Raw genomic sequence first — 19,223 nt, forward strand, 5'->3', positions numbered from 1 at the left:
TTTCAAATCTTAGCCGCCATAGCCTCAGCCCTAGCTAAAAGCTCTTTTGCACCACGAGCGATAAATTCATTAGCAAAATCCCTGCCAGCACTCTTAAATTCAGCCTTTTTAACGACTTTTTTATCCTTTAAATACTCGCTACCATCTGGCATACCAATGATAGCCATTATCGTAATGCTATCGTTTTCTAGCCTTGCATTTACACCAATTGGTGCTTGACAACCGCCATTTAGTGTGGCTACAAAATCACGCTCAATTGTCGTTTCAACCACGGATTTTTCATCATTTAAAAACTCAACTTTTTCTAAAATTTCTGCCCTTTTTACCGCCTCAATGCCAAGCGCACCCTGCCCCATCGCAGGGATCATCTCATCAAGCTCAAATGGGACAATAAATTTTACTTCGTTTTCTAAATTTAGGCGATTTACACCGGCTTTTGCTAGGATTATGGCGTCAAATTCGCCCTCTTTTAGCTTTCTTAGCCTTGTTTGGACATTGCCACGAAGCGAGATAATCTCTAAATCAGGGCGTTTAATAAGTAGTTGCATACGACGTCTAAGGCTTGTCGTGCCGACCCTTGCACCACTTGGCAGGTCGCTAAAAGTGGCGTATTTCTCGCTTAAAAAGCTATCTCTGACATCCTCTCTTGAACAAACCGCAACAAGCGCAAGTCCATCTGGGAATTCCACCGGCACATCTTTTAAGCTATGCACGGCTATGTCGCTCTCGTTTTTTAGCATACTCTCTTCAAGCTCTTTTGTAAAAAGTCCCTTGCCACCGATCTTTGCAAGTGGTGTGTCAAGTATAACATCGCCCTTTGTTTTCATACCTATTAACTCTACGTTTAAATTTTCGTGCTTTTTGGTTAATAAATCCTTAATATGTTCGCTCTGCCACATAGCAAGGACGCTTTTTCTAGTTGCAATTTTTATCGTTTTCATCTGAAAAATCCTTTTTAAAATTCTTTAAACTAACTCCGACGTTTTCGCCTAAAAGCTCGTTTCTAACGCTCTTTTGGCTCTTTAAGTCAATCATATCGCTTACAATCAAATCGCCATTTACAAAAAACAGCTCGTTTTTGCTTATCATTTTATTTAGCCCTAAAATTTTTAGCTCCAAATTGACAAAATAGGCTGAAAATTCGCTGTTTATCTTTAAAATTTTCGTGATTTTTATATTATTTACTTTTATATTTTCGTTTTTTTCGTAGCTTTTTGCCAAAAAGCCGTGAAAATTTACATTTGCAAATAAAAAATTAACGAATATTAGGCTTATCGTCAATAATCTCAACATCAATAACCTCATCATCATATCTAAAATTTTGATTTCTAGTATCATCTTTTGGCTTAATTAAAATTGAAGCAAGAGCGATTATTAAGCCAAAAATGTCGCTTAAAATTCCAGGCATTAAAATCAAAAAACCGCCAAAACCAACGCCAAAAGAGCTAAAAATAGAGCCTAAACTGCTTGAAACTAGGCTATTTTTTAAATTTTCAAAGCCGATTTTAAAAATCAGAAAAAAGCCAAGCACACCGCTTAAAATCGCCTCAATAAAATACGAAAAAAAGCCGTAACTATCAATGTAAAAGTAAATAACGATAATTTCGGCTATCAAATAAAATGGTAAAATTGAGCCAGAAAATCTAACTAGCATAATCTCTCTTTAAGCACTTTTAGGGCATCGCTAGCTTTTATTAACTCTTTGTTTAATCCAGCCCTTGTAATTAGCTCAACATTGCCCTCATTTAGGCTTTTGCCAACCACAATGGCGTAAGGGTAGCCAAGCAACTCATAGTCGTTTATCTTTACGCCAAAGCGTTCGTTCCTATCATCAATCATCACGTTTAGCCCTGAATTTATGGCGTTTTGATAAAGTTCGTTTGCAAATTTCACACCCTCTTCATCTTTTAAATTTGAGATGATTATCATAGCGTCAAACGGCGCACACTGCTTTTGCCACACACAGCCCTTTTCATCGTGACTAGCCTCAATCATAACGGCAATCAAACGGCTAACACCAATGCCATAACACCCCATCATAAACGGCTTTGCCTTGCCGTTTTCATCTAAAAATGTGGCATTCATCGCACTTGAATACTTATCGCCAAGCTGAAAAATATGCCCTACTTCAATGCCCTTAGAAAGCTCTAAATTCCCACCGCAATTTGGGCATTTATCCCCACTTTTAACAGCCACTAAATCCTTAAATCTATCATCTTTAAAACTGCTAACGCTAACTCCGATAAAGTGATAATCTATCTCATTTGCACCGCAAATCATCTGTGTGTTATCTTTTAGCTCTTTATCAATGAAAAATTTCGCATTTAATCCCACTGGACCGCAAAATCCAGCCACAATCCCAGCATTTTTAATCTCATCCTCACTAGCATCAACAAGCTCTAATGCCCCGCACGCATTTTGTGCCTTTGTATCTTCAAGCTCATCATCGCCACGCACAAAAAATACGATGATTTCGCTGTTATCAGCATAAATTGCCTTTTTAATAACTGCCTTTATCGTATAAAATTCACTCACTCTAAACAGCTCTGAAACTGCCTTAATCGTCTTTGTGTTTGGAGTGTGAAATTTAAACGGCTCAGCCTCTGGGACATCGCCATAAGGGGCTTTTGGTTGACGCCTTGCAGCCTCAACGTTTGCGGCATATTTACAGCTATCACAGCATAAAATATCGTCCTCGCCGTTTTTTGTAAGCACCATAAATTCCTTGCTCCCACTGCCGCCAATCGCACCGCTATCAGCCTCAACCGCACGAAAATTTAGCCCAAGTCTAGTGAAAATTTTTGAGTAAGTCGCCTCCATTAAATCAAACTCACGCCTTAAATCATCGGCATTTGCGTGAAAGCTGTATCCGTCCTTCATAACAAACTCACGCCCACGCAAAATCCCAAATCTAGGTCGTGCCTCATCTCTAAATTTTGTGTTGATTTGATAAAGATGAAGTGGGAGCTGTTTGTAGCTATTTACCTTGTTTTTTACCATTGCCACGGCACTCTCTTCGTTTGTTGGGCTGATTACAAAGTCATTTTCTTTTCTATCTTTAAAACGCAAAAGCTCCTTGCCAAAAACGCTAAAACGACCGCTATCACGCCATAAATCAGCGTTTGTAACCACGCTAAAACTAACCTCTAACGCACCAGCTTTATTCATCTCATCACGCACTACGTTTGAAATTTTATCAAGCATAATCTTGCCAAGCGGTAAAAAGCTGTAAAGTCCAGCGCCGTTTTGTTCTACAAAACCGCCACGCACCAAAAATATATGGCTTGGCAAAGTGGCGTCTTTTGGGGCTTCTTTTGTTGTGGGTGCATAAAATTTAGAAAATCTCATCTTTATCTCCATTAATGTCAAATACGTATCTCATCGCTTCTGCGATTTCTAGGGCGTTTTGCTTGTCTGAAAGTGCCTTTAAATTCATAGTCATCGGGTGTAAAAACGCCTTAAAAACTTGGTGGATAAGGCGGTAAGCTTCATCTTTGTCGGAATTTTTAAGATAGCCCTTTTTTATCGCCTTTTCTAGCTCATTTTGGGCGCAAATTTTTGCCTGTTCTCTAACGGCTTTAATGAGCGGTGTGCTGATATTTTGCTTTATAAATTTTAAAAACTCGCTCGTGTAAGCACTAACTAACGAGTAGGCAACGTGGGCTTGTTCTTCTCTTAATGCTAAATTTGTCTTTACAATCTGGTCTAAATCATCAACACTAAAAACGCTAATCATCTCGTTTGGCGTCACGCTAATATCACGAGGGACGGCGATATCAAAAAAATATCGCTTGAAATTTACTGGTTTAATCATCGCGTCTGTGATGATTGCGTGTGGGGCTGAGGTGCCTGAAAATATCAATTCGTGGCTGTTTATAAACTCTTTTAGCTTTAAAATGCTCTCAAAACCAGCATTTTCTCCAAGACTATCAACCAAAGCCAAGGCGCGATCCGTGCTTCTGTTTAAAATCACAACCTTTGCTTTGTGGGCGATTAGGTGCTTTGCAGCTAGCTCAGCCATCTCCCCAGCTCCTACAATCACGGCAGTTTTGCCTTCAAGAGTGCCAAAAATTTCTTCTGCTTTTGCCACTGCTACGCTTGAAACTGATACTGGATTTTTTGAAATTTGCGTTTCGTTTCTTACCTTAGCAGCACACTTTGTGGCAAACTCAATGGCTTTGCTTAAATACTCGGTGCAAAATCCGCTTTGTGCAGCAAATTTAAAGGCTGATTTTAGCTGTCCGACAATCTGCGTTTCGCCAATAACAAGGCTATCAAGCGAACTAGCCACAGAAAAAAGATGATGAATGGCACCGCTATTTTCAAAAATATCAGCCCGCTCAAAAAGCTCATCCTCAAAAACGCCAGAGCTAATGGATAAACAACGCATAATGTGCGATGAGCTGGGGGCTAGGTCGCTTACGTAAGCTAAAACTTCAACCCTATTACAGGTGCTTAAAACCATAGCTTCAATGATATTTTCGTTTGATTTTATGAGCTTTAAAATTTGCGTTTTTTTATCATCAGTGTCAAGGGCGAGTTTTTCACGCACACAAATATCGGTGTTTTTATGCGTAAAACTGATATTTAAATAGTGCATTAAAACTCCCTATCTATCATACTTGTTACGATTTTGCTTAGCTCAGCATTGCCATTTACGGCATTTAGCGAGATTTGGGCTAAATTTTTAGCTTCTAGGATTGTTTTTTCTATGATTTTATGTCGCCCTAAATGCTCTTTAATCCATAAAATTTCATCATTATTTAGGCTTTTTGCGTGAAAGCTTTTTAAAATTTCACGCTCGTTTTTGTCTAAAATTTCATATAAATAAATGTAAGGCAGAGTAGTTTTGCCCTCTTTAAAGTCGTTTAAATTTGGCTTACCTAGTGTTTTTGCATCCTGCGTGATATCTAAAATATCATCAACTATCTGAAAGGCTAGACCTAAATTTTTACCATAAATGCCAAAGCTCTCATCATCAAACCCAGCCAAAATCGCCCCGCACCTAGCACTAGCTTCAATTAAAACAGCGGTTTTGTAATAAATCATCTGCATATATTTTGTGGCGTCATCGTTAAAATTCTCGCTTAATTTAACATCCATTAACTCCCCAACGCTTAAAAGCGAAACGGCATTTGCGATGATTTTAGCGATTTTTGGGCTAAAATTAGTAAGCTCATAAAAGCCCTTTGAGTATAAAATATCGCCAAGCATTATTGAGTTTTTAACGCCAAAAATGGCATTTATACTAGGCTGTCCTCGCCTTGTGTTTGCCTCATCAATCACATCATCGTGAAGCAAGCTAGCAAGATGAATAAGCTCAATAATCGCACAAAGTCTTAGGCTTGTTTCATTTTCGTTAGCTATTTTTAAAATGAGCTTTGAACGCAATTTTTTGCCAGAGCTAATGTGTTTAAACATTTTTGTTGCTTCATCATAATTTAGCTCGTTTATAAACTCAAACATAATCTTATCAATACTATCCATTTTAATCCTATCTTTTGCGTTTTGGCTCTAAAAATTCCACGTCAATACGCTTACTTTCATCTAAAATATCAACTCTAAAACTTGCCATTTTATTTTTAAATCCGACAAATGTCAAATAAAGCTTTACAATGTCGTTTGGTGGCATATTAAAATCAGGGATAATGCCCTGTTTATAGCGATTTTGCCCGTGTCTAAGCGACATCGTAAAGTGCCTTGGATACCTTCTAAAAAAGCTCTGGACAATGATATTTGTGCTATCAAAAAGTGTCCAGCGAAAGTCAAAGCTATCACGCTTTAAGGTCGCTTTTTCGGTAATTATCACCCTAGCCCACTCATCTTTAAACAGCTCAAATGTAAAGCTTGGCTCGTAATTTGGCACAGCTGAAAAAAGGCTAGTAAAAAGGGCAAAAACGGCTAAAATTTTACTCATTTTTGCTTAAAATTCCAGCACAAACTTGCATAAAAATGTCATCTTTACAGCTTTTAATCTCATCTAAATTGCTAAACTCAAAATTTACCAAATCGCTATCAAGTCCGTGTTTTTGGGCTAAAATCTCTAAAACAGCAAGGCGATTTACTAAATTCATAAGCTCATCTTTTACCAGATTACGATTTGCATTAAAAATCACATCAAAAAATTTATCGCTTAATAAACCATCAAAAATTTCACTCATAAAAGCCCTTTTTTGCGATTATAGCTAAATGTGGCTTACAAGAATGTCGTAAATTTCGCTTGGCTTATTTGCCACAAAGCTATTTTTATCAGCACTCGTGCCAAAGCCCCAATTTACGTGGATATATGGCATTTTTGCGTTTATTGCAGCACCTTCATCTTTTAGGCTATCGCCTACAAAAACAGCCCTATTTACGCCTAGTTTTTCTTTTACTACCAAAAGCATTGTTGGGTCTGGCTTTTGAGGTATATTTTCATCTACGCCGACGACCAAATCAAAAAGCTCAAAAATTTCGTTTCGTTTTAAAATTTGCTCTAATGTTTTAGCTGGGGCATTTGAAGCAAGTGCGATTTTATCGCCATTTGCTCTAATTTTTTCTAAAAGCTCTTTTATACCATTATAAGTGGTGGCATAAAGGTCGTAATTTATCTTAAAATCAGCTTCAAAACCAGCCTTTAACGAACCGCTTGGCGAGCTCATACCATAAAATTCAAGGGCTAAATTTCTGCCCGGCTCATTTATGGCTTTTACGATAAAATCGGTGCTTAATGGCTCTAAATTTAGCCTAGCCCTAATGCCATTAATCGTCTTTTCTATCGCCGTAGCACTATCAATAATCGTGCCGTCCATATCAAAAATAACTACTCTCATTGCTCATCCTTAAATTTATTTTTGTGTTTATCTTTTTTGTAATTTTTAGAATTTTTAAGCTTATCAAGCTGGTTTGCCTCTTTTAAAAGCTCATCTTTTGACTTGTCATTTATGAGCGAATTTATAAAATTTTCAAGCGATTTTGTATAAGGGCTATCAAGAAAAACTGGCTCAACTTTATCTAAAATTTTTGCGTTTTTTGCCACTCTTAGCCTAAATTCATCGGCATTAAAATCATCTCGTTTAAGCGTGAAAATCGCCGATTTTGCAAAACGCTCTAACGCACGAATATACTTAACTCGCTTTGCCTTTTCATCAATTAAACTCATAAACCACCTTTAATTTAAAATCTAGATAATACCTAAAAATTTATAAAATTTTTGAAAATTTTTAAAAAATTTATATTTTTTACGAAACATTTACAAATTTTTAGGATAAAATAACGAAATTTTTTCAAAAAAGGGGCAAAAATGAAGCAAGATACCATTTTAACACATTTTGGTTACGACACGAAGAGCGGAGTTGGTGCTATGGCAGTGCCGATTTATGGCACGACTGCGTTTGATTTTGGCAGTGCGACAACAGCAGCAAACCGCTTTGCCTTAGCCGAGCTTGGGCCAATCTACTCACGACTTACAAACCCAACTCTTGACGTGCTAGAAGCTAGATTTGCCGAGCTTGAAGGCGGAGCGGCAGCCATTACTACTGCAAGCGGACAGGCTGCGATTTTCTTTGCGGTGGCAAATTTAGCAGAAGCTGGGGATAATATCATTGTCGCAAAGAAAATTTACGGCGGTGCGACCACGCTTTTAACACACACGATAAAGCGTTTTGGCATTAAAGCAAAGCTTTTTGACTCAGATAACGCCGATGAGCTTGAAAATTTAATAGATGAAAAAACAAAGGCGATATTTTTTGAGAGCCTTTCAAATCCGCAAATAGCAATACCAAACATTGAAAAAATCGTGCAAGTGGCTAAAAAACACAGAGTTGCTACGATTGTTGATAACACGGTTGCTACGCCGATTTTATTTAGCCCATTTAAGCACGGCATTGATATTAGCGTATATTCAGCGACAAAATATATCGGCGGTCAGGGCAACACAATGGGTGGCATCATCGTAAGCTCAAAGGGGCTAAATACCCTGCTTAAAAACAACCCACGCTACGCACATTTTAACGAGCCTGATGAGAGCTATCACGGCTTAGTTTATGCGTCTTTGCCAGAATTTTTTGACATAAATACGTTAAGAATTCGCCTAGCACTAATGAGAGATATCGGTGCCACGCTCTCGCCAAACAGTGCATTTTTGCTAATTCAAGGGCTTGAAACTCTAAGTCTAAGGGTGCAAAAACACTGCCAAAACGCACAAAAAATCGCTGAATTTTTAAGCACACACAAAAGGGTAAAATCGGTAAATTATCCCGGATTAAAGGGCGATAAATTTTATCAAAACGCACAAAAATACCTAAAAGACGGACTTTCAAGTGGTTTAATTAGCTTTGATGTGGGTGATAAAGAGCTAGCAACAAATATCATAAACAAGACAAAACTCTTTAAAATCGTCGTAAATATCGGCGACAGCAAGTCGCTAATCACGCACCCAGCTAGCACCACTCACTCACAGCTAAGTGAAGCCGAGCTAAATACAATCGGTATCGGCGGCGGCGTGATAAGACTAAGCGTTGGCATTGAAGATGTTAGCGATTTAATTGATGATTTAGCACAAGCATTAGAGGCGTAAAATGCGTGGCAACTGGCTTGATAAGATAGAATTTCTAGGCAACAAACTGCCAAATCCAACAATGCTTTTTATCTATCTTTCGCTAGTTGTTATCTTTGCTTCGTTTGTGCTTTCAAAGCTTGGCGTGAGCGTGGATTATGAGTTTATCAAAGATCAAAAAATCACGACACAAACGGCAAGCGTGGTAAATCTGCTCTTAGCTAGTGAGATTAGAAATTTCACTAGCTCAGTGCTTAAAAATTTTACAAATTTCTATCCGCTTGGCGTAGTTTTTGTAATCATATTAGGCATTGGCATTGCCGATAAATCAGGGCTTTTAAGCGTTTTAGTAAGAAAAATCGCACTAAGCACGAAGGCTAAATTTATAACGCCGATCATCGTATTTTTAGGCATTAGCTCAAATATCGCATCATCTGTTGGCTATGTCGTGCTAATACCGCTTGGTGCTATACTTTTTATGGGTTTTAATAGACACCCAGTGGCTGGGTTAGCAGCGGCATTTGCTGGTGTGAGCGGTGGCTGGTCGGCAAACTTGCTAATTGGCACAAACGACCCTATGTTTGCGGCATTTTCAATGCAAGCCGCATCTATGATTGACCCAAATTATGTCGTTTTACCAACGGCAAACTGGTATTTTATGATAGCTTCAACCTTTTTAATCATCATCGTTGGCACATACGTTACTGAAAAAATCGTTGAGCCTAGACTTGGGGCGTTTAAAAAAGATGAGATAATTTATGAAAAAATCAGCGATGATGATAATCGTGGGCTAAAATTTGCAAGCATTAGTGCTGTGATTTTTATCGCTCTAATCTTAGCGCTTGTAATCCCTAAAAATTCGCTATTTGGCGACACTGGGGCTGGATTTATGAAGTCGGCTTTTATGAGTAACATCATCGTTTTTATGATGCTATTTTTTATGGTTATTGGCGTGGCTTTTGGGGTGGGTAATAAAAGCATAAAATCAAGCACGGACGCTGTGAATTTTATGCAAACAGCAATCGCTGAACTATCTGGATTTTTGGTGCTTATATTTTTTGCGGCTCAATTTACCTATCTTTTTAACACCTCAAATATCGGACTTATATTATCCGTTAAAGGCTCAAATTTCTTAAAAGATATAGGACTTACTGGACTGCCACTTATCGTGGTTTTTGTCGTTTTAACGGCGTTTATTAATCTTTTTATCGCTGTTGATTCTGCAAAATGGGCAATGATGGCACCGATTTTTGTGCCGATGTTTATGAATTTAGGACTATCGCCAGAGCTTACACAAGCGGCATTTAGGATAGGCGATAGCACGACAAATATCATCACGCCACTAATGCCATTTTTTGTGCTAATTGTCGCTTTTATGCAAAAATACGATAGAAATTTAAAAATCGGCTCGGTAATTTTAATAATGTTGCCCTACACAATAGCCTTTTTAATCTCGTGGATAGGCTTAATCTGCCTTTGGTATGCCTTTGATTTACCGCTTGGCGTTGATGCTTACATACACTACACACCTAGCCGATGATTTTTTTAACCACCTCTTTATAAAGCGTGTCATCATCGCATTGGATTAGCAAAATATCGTTTTGAGCAAATACAAATGAGCCAGTTGGTTTTATGTATTCTTTTTCTCGCTGGATTAAAAGGATTAAAAATTCAGGTGGCAAATCAAGCTGGACTATCGTTTTGCCGATTAATTTTGAGCCAAAAAATAGCGTGGCTTGATGAAGTGTGGTCTTAAAAAGTGGCGAGCTTACTGGCTGTGCTGGCTCATCTATTAATGCCTCTTTTACGCGAAATTTATCCGCTGCAAAGCCGATACTCATACCTTGAATGAAAATTGAGAGCAAGACCATAACAAAAATTATGTTAAAGATTAAATTTGCGTGCGCGATATCTGCACCATAGACATAAGTTGCAAGGACTATTGGCACGACGCCCCTAAGTCCGACCCACGAAACAAAGAGCTTTTCATTAACGCTAAATTTTGAAAACAAAAGCGAGATAAAAACCCCAACTGGACGCGCTACAAGCATAAGCCAAACGCCAATAACAAAGGCTGAGAGCGCTACTTGTGGCAATTCTGATGGAAAGACTAAAAGTCCTAGGATTAAAAATATAACAATCTGCATTGCCCAAGCGATACCATCGTGAAAGCCGATTAGATTTTTTTTATGGACAAACTCTTTTTTATTGATGAAAATTCCAGCGATATAAACGGCAAGGTAGCCGTTGCCACCGATTTTGTAGCAGGTGGTGTATAAAAGCAAGACCCAAGCGATAGAAAAAACTGGATAAAGCCCTGAAATTTCAAGCCTAAGCCTGTTAAAAATCCCCGGCAACCCAACACCAAAAACATAACCAAACAAAATCCCCACGCCAAACTGCATAAACAGCGTTTGTGCCCAGTCATAAACCGAGCCAGAGCCACCAAGCGAGAACATCTGAATAATCGTAAGCGTTAGAAAAATCGCCATTGGGTCGTTTGAGCCTGATTCAAGCTCAATGAGTGGCGAGAGGTTGTTTTTAAGCGAAATTTTCTTTGCTTTTAGGATAGCAAAAACAGCGGCGGCATCGGTTGATGAGATGATAGCACCAAGCAAAAACGCCTCTAAAAAGCTAAAATCAAGCAAAATCATCGCAATCGGGATAATCGCAAGTGCCGTTAAAACAACGCCAAGCGTGGCTAGGATGATCCCACGCCCAAAAACTGGCTTAATAGCACTAAAATCCGTATCAAGCCCACTAGCATAAAGTATAAAAATAAGGGCTATCATACCGATATTTTGAGCTACTTCGTGGTCGCTAAAATGCACACCCAAAACGCCATCAGACCCCGCTAACATACCAATACCAAGAAAGATAAAAAGCGAAGGGACGCCGAATTTATCGGAGATTTTGCTTAAAAAAATACAACATAAAAATAAAACGGCAAAAAATAGAAGCAAACTCTCCACAAAATTCCCTTTTAAAACTCATAAATATCAATCGGCTCATCAATCCTTAGGCAGTCAAGCAAAACGCCATAATTATCTTTTATATCGTCTTGAAATTTTGTAATTAGCGTTTTTGCGTCTTTTGCGTCTTTTGGATATGAGGCGATTATGTCAAGTGGTTTTTCGTTTAAAAACTCTTGAATGCCTGAAAGTAGCTTACTTGCACCTGTTTTATTTGTCGCATAAAGCAGAGCCACGACGTGCTCACCCTCTTCAAAAACGGCATCGGTATTGCGTAAAATTCTCTCTAAAATCTCCTCATAACCCTCATTTTCACGTGGGAGTTTAAAGTAAATTAGCGACAAAGCAATCGCATCTTTTGTGTGGTTGTAATACCTTTTCATCACTGAAATTTCAAGCTCCACAAGCGAGATCAGGTCGGTTGGATTAAACTTCTTTGCTGACATATCTATCCTTTTTGTGATTTTGTTACGCTTTTATTATAGCTTTTAAATTCTCAAAAATAAATATATTGTAGCCATTTTTGTATTCATAGGCTAATTTTAGCTCGCAACTTGCTAAAATATTACTCACTATATAAAGCCCAAGTCCGAAGCTCTTTTGCGAATTTTCGCCCTTAATAAATGGCTGAATGTAGTAGATTAAATCTTGTTTTAACGCCTCGCCCTTGCTTAAAAATTTTATACTCTCATCGCTAATTTCAATCAAAATTCGCCTGTCATCTGAGTATTTTATGCCGTTATCTATCATATTTTTTACAGCGATACAGAAATTTTTAAACTCCACATTTAGCTTGTAATTCTCACTTTTTTTGACAAAAACCTGCTCATTTTCAACCATAGCAATATCCTTTGCCTCATCAATAATATCATCAATAAAGCAGATTGTTTTATTTTGTGGGGCGATTTTTGAAGTGATTTGCTCAACGGCAGCTAGCTCATTTATCAGGCTTTCAAGCTTATTAAAAATGGAGATAAATCGCTCCTTGCTCTTGCCTTGACTCATCATCTCAGCCACCAGCCTACCCTTTGTGATTGGTGTTTTTAGCTCGTGCATAATGTTTCGCAAAAATAGATGTCGTGAGTTATTTAGCATTTTAATCTGCAAAACAGCATCATAAAATGCCTCGCTAACCTCTGAAATTTCATCATTGCCACTGCTTACATTTTTAACATTTTCTAAATCGCCGTCAGCAAATTTCTTAATCTGACGCTTTAATCGCCTAAGCGGTTTTAGCTTGTAAAGCACGAAAACATAGGCTAAAAACAGAGTCAAAGCGACAAAGGCAAAGATGATTTTTATAATCTCATAGCGATATGGCTGAAATTCCTTATCTCTTAAAATTTTCACCTCATCAAGATGAACGATTTTTAAATAGTGGTTTTTCTCATAAAGCAAAATCGCAATCGTGCCTATCTCATCTGAAAGCTCCTCAATAACGATACTATCGGCTAAAATTTTATCTCTTAGGCTCTGATTTGTTACCTCTGGCATATCAAAATTTTTAGTATTTGCTCTAAAATCACTCTCGCTAATTAAGCCACTCATATAAAATAAATTCGCCTGTGCCACGTTTGAATATTTTGCGTTTAGCTCCCTTGCGTAGTTTTGTTTATCGTAGTCAATAAGCCACATAAACGCCATAAAAATGCTGATAAAAGCAAGGGCAAAAATCGTAGTAATCGTGATAAAAATTGACGAGCGTTTCATTAAAGTGTGATCTTATAGCCAATACCACGAATGGCGTGAATGTAGCGTGGCTCTTTTGGATTTTCGCCGATTTTAGCACGAATTCTACCGATAATAACGTCAATGCTCTTATTTGACGTATCCTCATTTATGCTCTCGCAGTTATAAATTATCTCCTCCCTGCTAACTGCCCCACCCTGCTTTGAAATGAGATATTTTAAGATATCATACTCGGCGGTTGTTAGATTAAGCGCCTCGCCCTTAAAACAGATCTGATGTCCATAATCATCAACGACAAAGTCCTTTTTTATGTCGTCCTCTTTTTCTTGCTTTAAGCTCTCTCGCCTTAAATGACTTCTTATTCTAGCTAGTAGTTCTTGTGGGTCGTAAGGCTTTGGCAGATAGTCATCAGCGCCGTTGTCAAGGGCATTTACTTTATCGGTAATATCGTGCCTTGCACTTGAAATGATAATGGGGATTTCGTGTTCTTTTCGTATCTGCTTACAAAGCTCTAAGCCATCAAGTCCGGGCAAGGTAAGGTCAAGTATCACAAGGTCAAAATGCTTGGTATTTAGCGTAGAAAGCCCAAGATAAGGCTCATCAACCACGCTTACCTTGTGTCCGTTGTCTGATAGATATTCGCTTAAAATTTCAGCTAGCTCTAAATCATCTTCAATCATCAAAATTTCAGCCATTTTTACTCCTAAATTTTAGGCTGATTATATTAAATTTACGCCCTAATGTCTAGGTTTGGGGTGAAATTTTGCATATCTAAAACCCCTAAAAATAGATTTCTTGTGTGTTTAATGTCAATCTCTATTTTTAGTTCGTTTGATATTTTATTTAAAAATTGCATCATCTCATTTATCGGCTCTTTTTTTATTCTTGCTTGTTCTGCCTTTTTAGCAAGTCTTTTAAGCATCTCTTTTGCGTCTTTATTCATCTGCTCAAATAAAAGCTCCAATGGGCTTTTCATCTCTTGCTCGTTTTTGTTTGAAGTATCACTTGGGGCTGTATTTACAAATTTTAAACTTCTAGCAAAATCTACATAGTCTTTTAGCTCTGGCGAAAGGGCGTTATACTGGCTATCCGTTAGGTCGTTCGGGTCGTTGTTTAGCTCCCATAGATTTAGCATATCTTGATAGTCTTTTGAGTTGATATTTTTATCAAAGCCACCAACCTTGCCCCTATAAGTTGTCTCGCCTTCAAATATATGATGATTTTGATTTAGTAAGCCCACGAGCAAACCGCCCTTTGTAGTGCTGCCGTCTTGGTTTATGTATTTCTCTCTTGTGGTGTTAAACGTATAACCCATCATCTTATCTTCTTTACCGCCATACATATTATTAAAAATATCATATACACTGCTATTTTTTAGCTTGTTTTTATTTGTGTAAAAATTTATTGTTGATGGATTGTAAAAGGTCGTAGTTCTATTAGTTTCTTCTCGCTTTGTCGGTCTAAAACTAGCGTCAGCTGACATATACTCCTCTATGCTTTGGTGTTTTTTTAGCACTTTTAAGCTAATTTTATCGTATTCATACCCTTGTGGCATTTTGGCTATATCATCATCGTTAAAGCTATCTTTTGAATTTAAGGTGTTTTCATCTACGAGTTGAGTTAGGACTTTATAGGCGTTGCTTATGGTTTTTGCCACGTCAATCGTCTTAAATGTTTTAGTCATAATATGAGTATCTGTTACAGACTTAACCAGCGATTTTATGGTATCTGAATGGATTTTATAATCGCTTGGTATCCCAGCCTTTTTATTTAGCTCATCAGTAAAGTAACCCTCGCTATCAACTGGATAGCCTAAGACCATATTGTTTGGCGTTTCTTTTAAGATATTTACTTTATTTGTAGCCTTAAAAGTTTGGTTAAACGATAAATTTGAGATATTTAAACTAATCATAAAAGCACCTTTAAAATGATTAGTCAAAATATCGTCAAATTTTTAAAAATTTTTATATCTGCCTTACTTTATATAAAAAATGCACGTGTTTTGCGTATTGTTCTACCATATCATTTATCAGTGCCTCCTTGCTCCAACCAATAACATCATAGTCCTGTCCGCCCTCGCTTAAATACACCTCGCCCCTGTAATACATAGCCCCAGAGACATAATCAGGTGCTTCTGCCCTAACCAAACGCACACCATAGATAAACTCACGCTCATCGCCAAGTCTTACATTTAGCTCTATTTTGTTTTTTTCTGGCTCAAAATTTAGCTTTGCGGTTAAGCCGTTTTTTAAAAATTCATCGCAAACTTCGCTAAATGCAAAAAATGCAATCTCGTTTAAAAATTCCCTAGCGTCATCTTTGTTTGGATGCTCAATAATCCCCCTTAAACGCCCACGCCAATCCTTGCTCCCACCACGCGCAAAACTTGCGACAATGATATTTTGACTATCTTTTTTATGCAGATCAATATTTAATGCCTTAAATAGCCCATAAATTGACCCAAGCAGGGCAAGAGTAAGTGGCAAAGCCGTAATCATCGTCATACTTTGAAGTGCTGCCATACCGCCAAGCCAAAGCAAAATCGCCGAAATCACGCCGATTAAAACAGCCCAAAACACACGCTGCCACTTTATCTTTTTATCGCTCCCCCTAAGGCAAAGCATATCCATAACAATCGCCGCCGAATCAGCAGAAGTGATAAAAAACAAAACAATCATAATCGTAGCAACGAGCGATAAAACCGAGCTTAGCTGGAATTTTTCTAAAAATATAAAAAGTGCTAGCGAGACGTCAGAATTTACCATTAAGGCTAGTTTTTCATAGCCGTTTAGCACGAAATTTATGGCACTATTGCCAAAAAAGCTCATCCACATAAAAGTAAATCCAGCAGGGACAAAAAGCACCCCCACAACAAACTCCCTAATCGTCCTGCCACGTGAAATTTTAGCAATAAACAGCCCAACAAAAGGCGACCACGAAAGCCACCACGTCCAGTAAAGTATCGTCCAGCCACCAAGCCAAGCGTCATTTTGCTTTTTATAAGCATAAAGCTTAAACGTATCGCCAACAAAATGCGAAATATAATTGCCAGTATTTTCAACCAGAGCCTTTAAAAGCTCGGTCGTATCGCCTAAAATCAAAATAAAAGCCAAAAATAGCAGGGCAAAAGCCATATTTGTGTTGCTTAAAATTTTAACACCCTTATCAAGCCCAGAGATAACAGATAGCATAACAAACATAGTAATAACAGCGATAAAAATAATCTGTGTAGTTAGCGAAATCGGCAGGTTAAAAAGATGATTAAACCCAGCATTTACCTGCAAAACCCCATAACCAAGCGAAGTCGTAACGCCAAAGAGTGTTGAGACAACAGCAAAAATGTCAATAATATCGCCAAACCTACCATAAATTCTATCCCCAAGTATCGGATAAAACGCCGATCTAAGCGTAAGTGGCAAGTCGTGGCGATAGGCAAAAAAGGCTAAAATAATCGCTACAATCCCATAAATCGCCCAAGCACTAAATCCCCAGTGAAAAAATGTAATTCTCATCGCCTCTTTTGCCGCTTCTACGCTTTGTGGCGTGGCATTTGGCGGAGTTAAAAAATGCATAAGTGGCTCACCAACGCCAAAAAACATAATGCCAATGCCCATACCAGCAGAAAAAAGCATAGCAAACCACGAGATATTTGAGTATTGTGGCGTGGTGTGGTCTTGTCCTAGCTTTATCTCTCCAAAGCGTGAAAGGCACAAAAACAGCACACTAAAAAAGATAATCGTAACACTTAACGTAAAAAACCAGCTAAGTTTGACGCTTAGAAAATTTTGGATAGCTTTTAAGTATTTTAATGTCATCTCTGGCATAGCAATGGATAGTATTAAAATGCTTAAAGATAGCAATACAGAGCCATTAAAGACAATGTAGCTGTGAGAAATTTTGCTTTGTTTCATAACTCTCCTTTGATTTAAAATGCTCTTTTAGGGTAGTTAAAATTTTAAAACCAAAGGTAAATTAAATTAAAACAGCTCTGGTCTATACTCAAAGTGCATCGTGTCAAAATGCGTCCAACGCCCACCCCAAATAAAGCCGTGCTTCTCAAAGGCTAAAACTATTTTTAAAGGGATTAAATTCTCATAATTTTTATGCCACTGCCAGTAATGGCTATGTGCTACATTAATATCAACTGCTATGCCGTAGCTGTGCGGACTTAGGCGGTTTGTGTTTGCAATTTTTCTCCACTTAAAAGTCCCGCCCGGCTTTGATAGAAATTTAAGCAAATCATTATCATTTTTAACCATCTCATTTAGCTCATCGCTTAAAGCCATAAACGCCTTTGCTGCGTTATTTTTGGCATTAAATTTTAGCTTTATGTTATCAAAATCTTTAAGCCACACGACATCAACTAAATTTTCATTCACCTCTTTTTCGTTTTTACCATAAATTTCGCCCAAAAGCTCATAATTTCTACACCTGCCAATATCGCTAAGTGGCGTATTTAAGGGCTTAAACGCACTATAAACGCCAATCATATCCTCAATATCAGCCCCACTTTCACACTCGCTATTTTTTACCTTTTTATCATCAAAAAGCACCTTTTTGCCACCATTAAACACCACAAAATCGCCTAAAATTTCAACCCCATAAGCACGTTTTATCCGCTCTTTTTTGCTATCTTTTGGCATTAAAATATTCATTGATTTTATCTTTGAGATTAAAAGGCTTTTTTCATCAATTTGAGCCAAATCACTGCCAATATCAAGCGAAGTAAGTGCGACCTGACCGATTAATGCCCTGCCATTTTGACGTGTTTTTATCCCCCAAGCGTCGTGATAAATTAAAATTTTATCCCCAACAAATCCAGCATAAATCATAATGTGTCCGGGCGAGTGAAAAAGAGTAAGATAAGGCACGGCTTTTTCTTTAATGAGTGCGATTTTTTGGGCGTTTGTGAGATTTTCAAGGCTGATTTTATTGCCGACTAACGCCTGTTTTGATGAATTTCTAGGCAGCCAAATGCCAAAACTTGCAAAAAAATCCTTTGTTAAAAGCGAACAATCCCTAAGCAGATTAAATCCGCCCCAACCATAAGGCTCATTTAGCATTGAACTAGCGATTTTTCGGACATTTTCATCGCTAAATTTTAACGGATAGACACTTGCAAACTCGCTTGAAATTTTATATTGTTTAGCCCCATTTTTTGTTTCAATCACGCCAAAAAATTCCCCATTTTGGCTCTTATTAAACGGCAAAATCGCCCCAACCCTTGCGTTAAACAAAAACTCGCCATTAACGCTATAAACTGGGGTTTTGTCCTTTAAAATAGTTAAAAATTCCGATTTTTTAAAGGCATTTGCTTCGTTTTTATCAATAAATTTTATATCACTAACCTTAACCCAGCCCCAAACAACGTCATCTTTAACCAACGCCCAAGCCCCGTCAAGCGACAAATGCGAAACAAAAAGCGGATAGCCAATGCTTATACTTGAAGCTTGAAGGTAGTCAAAAGGATAGCCCTCGCCGGCGTTTTGTGGGTTGTAAAATATCGGCTCATCGGTTGGGTAGTTTCTTAATTGCGTGTTTGCTATACTTATGGCTAGGCGTGAGAGTTTGCCAAAATCGGCTTTGTTTGCATTTAAATTTTGCGCTTCATACCACTCTTTACTTAGTGGGCGAAAATTTGAGCCAAAGTATTTTCGTTTTGCATCTGCTTTGTAAATTTCAAACGCCCAAAACGCCTCCTTTTCATCGCCACTTTTTATCTCGTAGCCAAAAGGTAAAAAGCGATTTTTTAAGAGTGCTTCGCCATTAAAATTCTCACTAATTTCGCTTTTTGGCAAAATATCAATGTCTTGTTTGCCTAAATCTAGCAAGATTATCCTATCAGCACCAGTTGCGTTTTCATCTAAAATTTGAGCGATTTTTACGATATTTTTGTTTGAACAAGAAGTCAAAAAGAGCAAAGTAAATGCAAAAAATGCAAATTTTTTCATAAATCCCCTTTAAATTAAAAATCACAATATTACCTTAAAATGGATTAATTTGCTATAATTAGCCAAAAAATTAGG

General features: G+C 37.8%; 19 protein-coding genes. 2 read left to right on the top strand and 17 right to left on the bottom strand.

Annotated features, from left to right (window positions below; all coding sequences use genetic code 11):
* Nucleotides 1-2 precede the first annotated feature (2 nt).
* The 10 genes from hemC to NYG85_RS02950 are packed head-to-tail and all read right to left on the bottom strand — an operon-like array spanning nucleotide 3 to nucleotide 7,141.
* A complete protein-coding gene (gene hemC / locus NYG85_RS02905; protein ID WP_284936976.1) occupies nucleotides 3-941 on the bottom strand; it encodes a hydroxymethylbilane synthase in 939 nt (312 codons plus the stop codon).
* Nucleotides 916-1,293, bottom strand: coding sequence for a hypothetical protein (locus tag NYG85_RS02910; RefSeq protein WP_284936977.1), 378 nt, complete (start codon nucleotides 1,291-1,293; stop codon nucleotides 916-918). The genes hemC and NYG85_RS02910 overlap by 26 nt, the downstream gene beginning before the upstream one ends.
* Nucleotides 1,256-1,654, bottom strand: coding sequence for an FxsA family protein (locus NYG85_RS02915; RefSeq protein WP_284936978.1), 399 nt, complete (start codon nucleotides 1,652-1,654; stop codon nucleotides 1,256-1,258). The genes NYG85_RS02910 and NYG85_RS02915 overlap by 38 nt, the downstream gene beginning before the upstream one ends.
* A complete protein-coding gene (locus NYG85_RS02920; protein ID WP_284936979.1) occupies nucleotides 1,648-3,348 on the bottom strand; it encodes a proline--tRNA ligase in 1,701 nt (566 codons plus the stop codon). Before NYG85_RS02920 ends, NYG85_RS02915 begins: the two co-directional genes overlap by 7 nt.
* A complete protein-coding gene (gene hemA / locus NYG85_RS02925; protein WP_284936980.1) occupies nucleotides 3,335-4,600 on the bottom strand; it encodes a glutamyl-tRNA reductase in 1,266 nt (421 codons plus the stop codon). Before hemA ends, NYG85_RS02920 begins: the two co-directional genes overlap by 14 nt.
* Complete coding sequence (locus NYG85_RS02930; protein WP_284936981.1) at nucleotides 4,600-5,487, bottom strand: polyprenyl synthetase family protein; 888 nt, start codon at nucleotides 5,485-5,487, stop codon at nucleotides 4,600-4,602. Before NYG85_RS02930 ends, hemA begins: the two co-directional genes overlap by 1 nt.
* A gap of 7 nt (nucleotides 5,488-5,494) precedes the next feature.
* Nucleotides 5,495-5,917: a hypothetical protein gene (locus NYG85_RS02935; protein WP_284936982.1), complete on the bottom strand. Its 423-nt coding sequence runs from the start codon at nucleotides 5,915-5,917 to the stop codon at nucleotides 5,495-5,497.
* Nucleotides 5,910-6,161, bottom strand: coding sequence for a DUF2018 family protein (locus tag NYG85_RS02940; RefSeq protein WP_284936983.1), 252 nt, complete (start codon nucleotides 6,159-6,161; stop codon nucleotides 5,910-5,912). Before NYG85_RS02940 ends, NYG85_RS02935 begins: the two co-directional genes overlap by 8 nt.
* A gap of 24 nt (nucleotides 6,162-6,185) precedes the next feature.
* Entirely contained in the window at nucleotides 6,186-6,812 is a 627-nt protein-coding gene (locus NYG85_RS02945) for an HAD family hydrolase (protein WP_284936984.1), read from the bottom strand.
* The gene (locus NYG85_RS02950; protein ID WP_284936985.1) at nucleotides 6,809-7,141 is read right to left on the bottom strand and encodes a hypothetical protein; all 333 of its coding nucleotides are present in this window, start codon (nucleotides 7,139-7,141) and stop codon (nucleotides 6,809-6,811) included. The genes NYG85_RS02945 and NYG85_RS02950 overlap by 4 nt, the downstream gene beginning before the upstream one ends.
* 141 nt (nucleotides 7,142-7,282) lie before the next feature.
* Here NYG85_RS02950 and NYG85_RS02955 point away from each other — a divergent pair, with 141 nt between their 5' ends.
* Complete coding sequence (locus tag NYG85_RS02955) at nucleotides 7,283-8,557, top strand: O-acetylhomoserine aminocarboxypropyltransferase/cysteine synthase family protein (RefSeq protein ID WP_284936986.1); 1,275 nt, start codon at nucleotides 7,283-7,285, stop codon at nucleotides 8,555-8,557.
* A 1-nt stretch (nucleotide 8,558) separates the two neighbouring features.
* The gene (locus NYG85_RS02960; protein WP_284936987.1) at nucleotides 8,559-10,076 is read left to right on the top strand and encodes an AbgT family transporter; all 1,518 of its coding nucleotides are present in this window, start codon (nucleotides 8,559-8,561) and stop codon (nucleotides 10,074-10,076) included.
* Here the strand turns inward: NYG85_RS02960 and NYG85_RS02965 are convergent.
* From NYG85_RS02965 to NYG85_RS02995, 7 genes are all read right to left on the bottom strand, one after another.
* Nucleotides 10,066-11,508, bottom strand: coding sequence for a potassium/proton antiporter (locus NYG85_RS02965; protein WP_284936988.1), 1,443 nt, complete (start codon nucleotides 11,506-11,508; stop codon nucleotides 10,066-10,068). The genes NYG85_RS02960 and NYG85_RS02965 overlap by 11 nt on opposite strands.
* An 11-nt stretch (nucleotides 11,509-11,519) precedes the next feature.
* Nucleotides 11,520-11,954: a pyridoxal-5'-phosphate-dependent protein gene (locus tag NYG85_RS02970; RefSeq protein WP_284936989.1), complete on the bottom strand. Its 435-nt coding sequence runs from the start codon at nucleotides 11,952-11,954 to the stop codon at nucleotides 11,520-11,522.
* Between the two features lie 22 nt (nucleotides 11,955-11,976).
* The gene (locus tag NYG85_RS02975; protein WP_284936990.1) at nucleotides 11,977-13,218 is read right to left on the bottom strand and encodes an ArsS family sensor histidine kinase; all 1,242 of its coding nucleotides are present in this window, start codon (nucleotides 13,216-13,218) and stop codon (nucleotides 11,977-11,979) included.
* On the bottom strand, nucleotides 13,218-13,892 hold the full coding sequence (locus tag NYG85_RS02980; protein ID WP_284936991.1) for a response regulator transcription factor: 675 nt from the start codon (nucleotides 13,890-13,892) through the stop codon (nucleotides 13,218-13,220). The genes NYG85_RS02975 and NYG85_RS02980 overlap by 1 nt, the downstream gene beginning before the upstream one ends.
* Before the next feature lie 35 nt (nucleotides 13,893-13,927).
* Nucleotides 13,928-15,109: a Cj0814 family flagellar-dependent secreted protein gene (locus NYG85_RS02985; RefSeq protein ID WP_284936992.1), complete on the bottom strand. Its 1,182-nt coding sequence runs from the start codon at nucleotides 15,107-15,109 to the stop codon at nucleotides 13,928-13,930.
* A 52-nt stretch (nucleotides 15,110-15,161) separates the two neighbouring features.
* Nucleotides 15,162-17,108: a BCCT family transporter gene (locus NYG85_RS02990; protein ID WP_284936993.1), complete on the bottom strand. Its 1,947-nt coding sequence runs from the start codon at nucleotides 17,106-17,108 to the stop codon at nucleotides 15,162-15,164.
* A 66-nt stretch (nucleotides 17,109-17,174) separates the two neighbouring features.
* Complete coding sequence (locus tag NYG85_RS02995) at nucleotides 17,175-19,148, bottom strand: M15 family metallopeptidase (protein ID WP_284936994.1); 1,974 nt, start codon at nucleotides 19,146-19,148, stop codon at nucleotides 17,175-17,177.
* Nucleotides 19,149-19,223 lie beyond the last annotated feature (75 nt).

The sequence above is a fragment of the Campylobacter gastrosuis genome, assembly GCF_030249845.1.
Classification (GTDB): domain Bacteria; phylum Campylobacterota; class Campylobacteria; order Campylobacterales; family Campylobacteraceae; genus Campylobacter_A; species Campylobacter_A gastrosuis.

Bases quoted from the DNA above. Each gene is read 5' to 3' on its own strand.
- NYG85_RS02945 (WP_284936984.1), bottom strand. From the start codon at position 6,812: ATGAGAGTAGTTATTTTTGATATGGACGGCACGATTATTGATAGTGCT.
- NYG85_RS02960 (WP_284936987.1), top strand. From the start codon at position 8,559: ATGCGTGGCAACTGGCTTGATAAGATAGAATTTCTAGGCAACAAACTG.
- NYG85_RS02985 (WP_284936992.1), bottom strand. From the start codon at position 15,109: ATGATTAGTTTAAATATCTCAAATTTATCGTTTAACCAAACTTTTAAG.
- NYG85_RS02975 (WP_284936990.1), bottom strand. From the start codon at position 13,218: ATGAAACGCTCGTCAATTTTTATCACGATTACTACGATTTTTGCCCTT.
- hemA (WP_284936980.1), bottom strand. From the start codon at position 4,600: ATGCACTATTTAAATATCAGTTTTACGCATAAAAACACCGATATTTGT.
- hemC (WP_284936976.1), bottom strand. From the start codon at position 941: ATGAAAACGATAAAAATTGCAACTAGAAAAAGCGTCCTTGCTATGTGG.
- NYG85_RS02990 (WP_284936993.1), bottom strand. From the start codon at position 17,108: ATGAAACAAAGCAAAATTTCTCACAGCTACATTGTCTTTAATGGCTCT.
- NYG85_RS02930 (WP_284936981.1), bottom strand. From the start codon at position 5,487: ATGGATAGTATTGATAAGATTATGTTTGAGTTTATAAACGAGCTAAAT.
- NYG85_RS02955 (WP_284936986.1), top strand. From the start codon at position 7,283: ATGAAGCAAGATACCATTTTAACACATTTTGGTTACGACACGAAGAGC.
- NYG85_RS02970 (WP_284936989.1), bottom strand. From the start codon at position 11,954: ATGTCAGCAAAGAAGTTTAATCCAACCGACCTGATCTCGCTTGTGGAG.
- NYG85_RS02995 (WP_284936994.1), bottom strand. From the start codon at position 19,148: ATGAAAAAATTTGCATTTTTTGCATTTACTTTGCTCTTTTTGACTTCT.
- NYG85_RS02910 (WP_284936977.1), bottom strand. From the start codon at position 1,293: ATGTTGAGATTATTGACGATAAGCCTAATATTCGTTAATTTTTTATTT.
- NYG85_RS02950 (WP_284936985.1), bottom strand. From the start codon at position 7,141: ATGAGTTTAATTGATGAAAAGGCAAAGCGAGTTAAGTATATTCGTGCG.
- NYG85_RS02915 (WP_284936978.1), bottom strand. From the start codon at position 1,654: ATGCTAGTTAGATTTTCTGGCTCAATTTTACCATTTTATTTGATAGCC.
- NYG85_RS02940 (WP_284936983.1), bottom strand. From the start codon at position 6,161: ATGAGTGAAATTTTTGATGGTTTATTAAGCGATAAATTTTTTGATGTG.
- NYG85_RS02920 (WP_284936979.1), bottom strand. From the start codon at position 3,348: ATGAGATTTTCTAAATTTTATGCACCCACAACAAAAGAAGCCCCAAAA.
- NYG85_RS02980 (WP_284936991.1), bottom strand. From the start codon at position 13,892: ATGGCTGAAATTTTGATGATTGAAGATGATTTAGAGCTAGCTGAAATT.
- NYG85_RS02935 (WP_284936982.1), bottom strand. From the start codon at position 5,917: ATGAGTAAAATTTTAGCCGTTTTTGCCCTTTTTACTAGCCTTTTTTCA.